This is a genomic window from Pseudoalteromonas sp. SMS1, from assembly GCF_021530565.1.
Classification (GTDB): Bacteria; Pseudomonadota; Gammaproteobacteria; order Enterobacterales; family Alteromonadaceae; genus Pseudoalteromonas.
In genome coordinates, this window is the sequence record NZ_JAKGBI010000046.1 from 1 (window position 1) to 4,565 (window position 4,565).

Genomic DNA, 4,565 nt, shown 5'->3' on the forward strand with positions numbered 1-4,565 from the left:
TATCGCTTGAGAAAACCTGCAGGGGAAAACTGGGATTCAACAGGCAAAACCATTGCTTGGGACATGAAGTATGCTGAAGCCTATACAGTTTATATCAGTGTCAATACCCCAAAAGGGCACCGTTATATTACCTATCAGTCCAACGTTAAAACCCCCCATATTTCAGGGGACTATGCGTATGCTGTCTTGCCATCTTCAGTGACCAATGGTCAATGGCATACCGTAATACGTGATTTAGAGGCAGACTTAAAAGCCGTAGAGCCAGATAACTCAGTGTTGAATGTCAATGCCCTATTGATACGTGGCTCTGGGAAAATTGGTAAAGTGGTGGTGAGTAACACGACGCAAGCGGAATTAGCTGAGCAAGGCATCCCTGTTGGCGCTTATCTTCATAAAGATCCGAAGTTGTCAGCCTCTTTTGCAACCCAGCGGGACAATGCGTTGGTTAGAAAAGTGTCTACATTATCTGGAGCAAATTTAAACTCTCCGGTAGCGCAGGCAAGCTGGGACGTATACGACTCAACTCCCGCTGGGGCCGTAATGCAGGCTGAGTATGATGAGGACTACGGCAGCGAGGTCATGACGTTAACAGGCAACGCCTTTCATAACGGGTATCGCCTGAGAAAACCAGGAGGAGAAAACTGGGATTCAGCAGGCAAAACCATTACTTGGGACATGAAGTACGCCGAAGCCTATACAGTTTATATCAGTGTGAATACCCCAAAAGGGCACCGCTATATTACCTATCATCCCGGCGTTAAAGACCCATATATTTCAGGGGACTATGCCTATGCTGTTTTGCCGTCTTCAGTGACCAATGGCCAATGGCATACCGTGATCCGTGATGTAGAGGCAGATTTAAAAGCCGTGGAACCGGATAACTCAGTGCTGAATGTCAATGCCCTATTGATACGTGGCTCTGGGAAAATTGGTAAAGTGGCGGTGATTGACACAACGAAAGCGGAACTAGCAGAGCAGGGTATCCCTGTTGGCGCTTATCTTCATAACGTAGATAAGTTGTCAGCTGCTTTTGCACTGCAAGGGGACAGAGCTAACTATGATGTACTCAACGTACTGATATTCTGAGACATCACACTGTATTAACTGAGTCGCAAATGCAATCTGCCAAATTGGAAGGTGGCTTGGTAACTAATAAGGTGATCAATGGCAAAACGGCTGAAACCTTCATTGCCGAGTTAGTGGCATCTGGAGGAGCATTCCATGAACAGCTTAGTTATGATACTCGTGGTTTATTGACCTCAAAAGTGGACAGCGAAGGCTATGAAACCACCTTTGAGTACAATGCATTTACGCAATTACTAAAACAACGCCAACAAACACATACAAGTATTGGCGATAAGTTATCTGGGCAAAGTGGCTTGTCTTCACTGACATCAACTTTTGAATATAATGCGCGTGGGGAGTTACTGTCGACAAAGAAAACACAAGGTGGCACGTCTTTACAAACCAGTCAAACTTATGATGCGTTTGGCCGTGTAGTAACTCAAACCGACGCAAACGACAATACAATTAATTACGCGCACTCGATAGATATTACTTCAGACAAAGTAGGCCAAGTGGTCGTAACATCGCAAAATGTGGACGGTGTTACGCGCGAAATCGAAACACGTTACGATACGCTGGGTAGAAAGCTTTCAGTTAAGCAGGCTTCTGGCAAGGTAACCAGCTATGTGTATGACGATGCCAAAAACAGTGTCACGGTCACACAGGCGGATGGCTCCTCAGTTAAAACCATACGTAATGGGCACGGTAAAGTGGCCTCTGTCACACAGTACGACGCAGATGGCAAACAAGTCAGTGTTAGCGAATATGTCTATGACAACAATGGTAATCTGAATGAAACGCACCTCAATGGCGTACGCCAATCTGCGATAGAGTACGACAAAAATAACCGAGTGCATCGCACAACAGATGCAGAGGGGCGCCAAGTTGAAACGCAGTATGACAAAGTGGGCCGTATTAGTGCTGAAATCGTCGACCCGAATGGATTGAAGCTCACCACGTCATTTGACTATACCCAGCATGGCAAAGAGGTGATAAAAACTTCTCAGGTTGAGACTTTGGGTGGTGCTCAAGTTGCACACCAGACTACTACGGTGTTTGATGGTGCTGGTAATGCGCGTTCAGTTAACACCCAGCAAGGTGGAGTAGTACAAAGCCAAACACAGTATAGCTATGACGCTGATGGCAACAAATTACGAGTTGAGTCTGGCAGCGGTGCGAATGTTATTCAAACTGACTATGAATATGATACGTTTGGTCGACTCATTAGGACCCAAAAAGGAGATGAGGTCACAGAGTTTAGGTATGACAACAATAATAACCTAACCGAAAAAGTGACGCATGCTTCAAACAGCGAAAAGCAGGTAACGCTATTTACATATAACGAAGCCAACGAGCTAACGTTTACGCTCAAATCCTTTGGCAGTAGCGGCGATAAGTATTCTGTTATTGAGCATCTTTACAACAAAGACGGTCAAAAAATTGGAACCCACCGCTACGAAGCTCCGATTGTCATTGCTGCGCGATATGCCGAGTCGCAGTATCTCATTGGTAAGCCTGTAGACACACAATATATCCAAACAGGAAGTACCCTCAATTTAGATTTATACAAACACTTTGGTGGTCAAGGAAGTGGTGGCGGGCTTGAGATTATGTCAACCCAAGGGCCATCGCAAGCTCAAACAGCTGCGGTAACACCGTCAACAAATAAAGGCGACTTTATCGGTGCAGAACCACTGGGGAATAACATCGTTATCAGTGCCTCGGGCGCGCTGCCCAATGGGATCAGTTTATCCACTGGCGGACAACTCACTGGTAGGGCGTATGAGGCAGGTGAGCATCGTGTCAAATTAGTTGTTAAGTCAATAGTGGAAACACGAGTTGGACCACAAATAGACATATCGCAACCTGTTGAATTTTTGTTGAGTGTTGGTAAGAGTCGTTCTCATTATATTGAAGGCAGCCCGATTGGTACGGTGCTTTGGCAACATGAACTTGCAGATAAGCTCACCGAGTTTAAAAAAGACAAAACGCCACTGTCTAGCTATACCGTTTTTGATGATGTGGGCAGACCTGCGTTTGACATTGCTGCAAATGGTGCGGTGACAGAGCGTAAGTATGACAGTCGAGGGCAAGTCATCGAAGTGGTTAAGTGGGGACAAAGAGTTGAGGTTAACGCGCAGCTGTTAAACTCTGTGAAAGACGGCTCTGTTAATATGTCATCACTGACTAAAGTGGGCGACGTTACCGCAGACAGTAAAATTCGTACGATATATAACGATTTAGGGCAAGCAAGGTACACGTTAACTCTGACCGATGGCACCCAAGCCTCACTTAAAGAGAGCCGCTATGACGCGGCGGGTAATATAGTTGAAACGATTGCTTATAAGACACTCGTTGCGTATGACAGCAACAGCTTCCCAAGCACAGTAAGCGACGGGGAACGTCGTACTCAATTGTATTACGATACAGCTGGCAGATTGAGATTCACCATTGACAGTAATGGTTATATCAGTGAACAGCGATATAACGCCGTGAATGATGTCACGCATACCATTGCCTATGCAAAATCAGTCTCAGAGATATCTGCGCTTGCTACCCGCAGTCAGCAAAATACATTAAGTTATGATGTGCTATTGAATGAGTTAAACGGCACATTGTTAACAGACGCGCGTGTGACGACATCCCAGTTTAATGCACAGGGTAAACTACTGACCTTGACCCATGCCGATGGTACTACGGAGCACTATGATTACTATGACAATGGTCTCAAGAAAAGCTACACCAATCAGAAAGGCGCTACATGGTCCTATGTCTATGATAACAGTGGCCGATTGGAACATGAGCACGGTCCTTCAACGACACATCATTACTGGCACAATGGCGCACTTATTCAGGTTAATCAGGCGAGTTTAACTAAGTCTTTTGACTATGATGGTGCGGGCAATGTTATCAAAATCACAGAAGGCATTTGGAAAGACAACGGTTGGGTTGCCAACGCCGAAAAAGCGGTTTCACGTTTTGCCTATGACTTAGCGGGTAACCAAACACAAGTGACCCAAGCGGCTACGACCAACGCTCAACAGGTGGTGTCTTCAACCACCTATGATGCCTTAGGTCGTGCAATTGCCAATGCAATAAATGGCACACCTAAAACGGTCAAAGCGTATGACGCTGCGGGTAACTTAGTATATGAAATGGATGTTCAATCGGTTGCGAGTTCGTCACATGCCGTTATTGCAAGTGAATACCAAGGCTATGTAACTGAGTATCAGTATGATGCATTAGGTCAGGCAACGTCGGTGATCCGTTACGCAGGACAAGGTTCATACTCTAGCGTGACCAAAAAAGTAAATATTGATGCGTTAAAGGGAAATGCAAATAACAGACAAATTGACACGACGTATGATGCTGCTGGGCGCAAACAGACGGTGTCTCAAGGTGCTCAAAAGACCACATTTACTTATAACAGCTTTGGTGAGGTGGTGCTGAGTGAGCAGCTGGCCGATGCGTCAACCGGCTTACGCTTAAAGTCCTATACC

General features: G+C 45.7%; 2 protein-coding genes. Both read left to right on the plus strand.

From position 1 onward, the window contains the following. Positions 1-1,086: hypothetical protein (locus L1286_RS23815; RefSeq protein ID WP_235409514.1), on the plus strand; the 1,086-nt coding region annotated here is incomplete at its 5' end. Positions 1,087-1,115: 29 nt separating this feature from the next. After that, positions 1,116-4,565, plus strand: a 3,450-nt coding sequence (locus L1286_RS23820; protein WP_235409515.1) for a hypothetical protein, incomplete at its 3' end; no start/stop codon positions are given.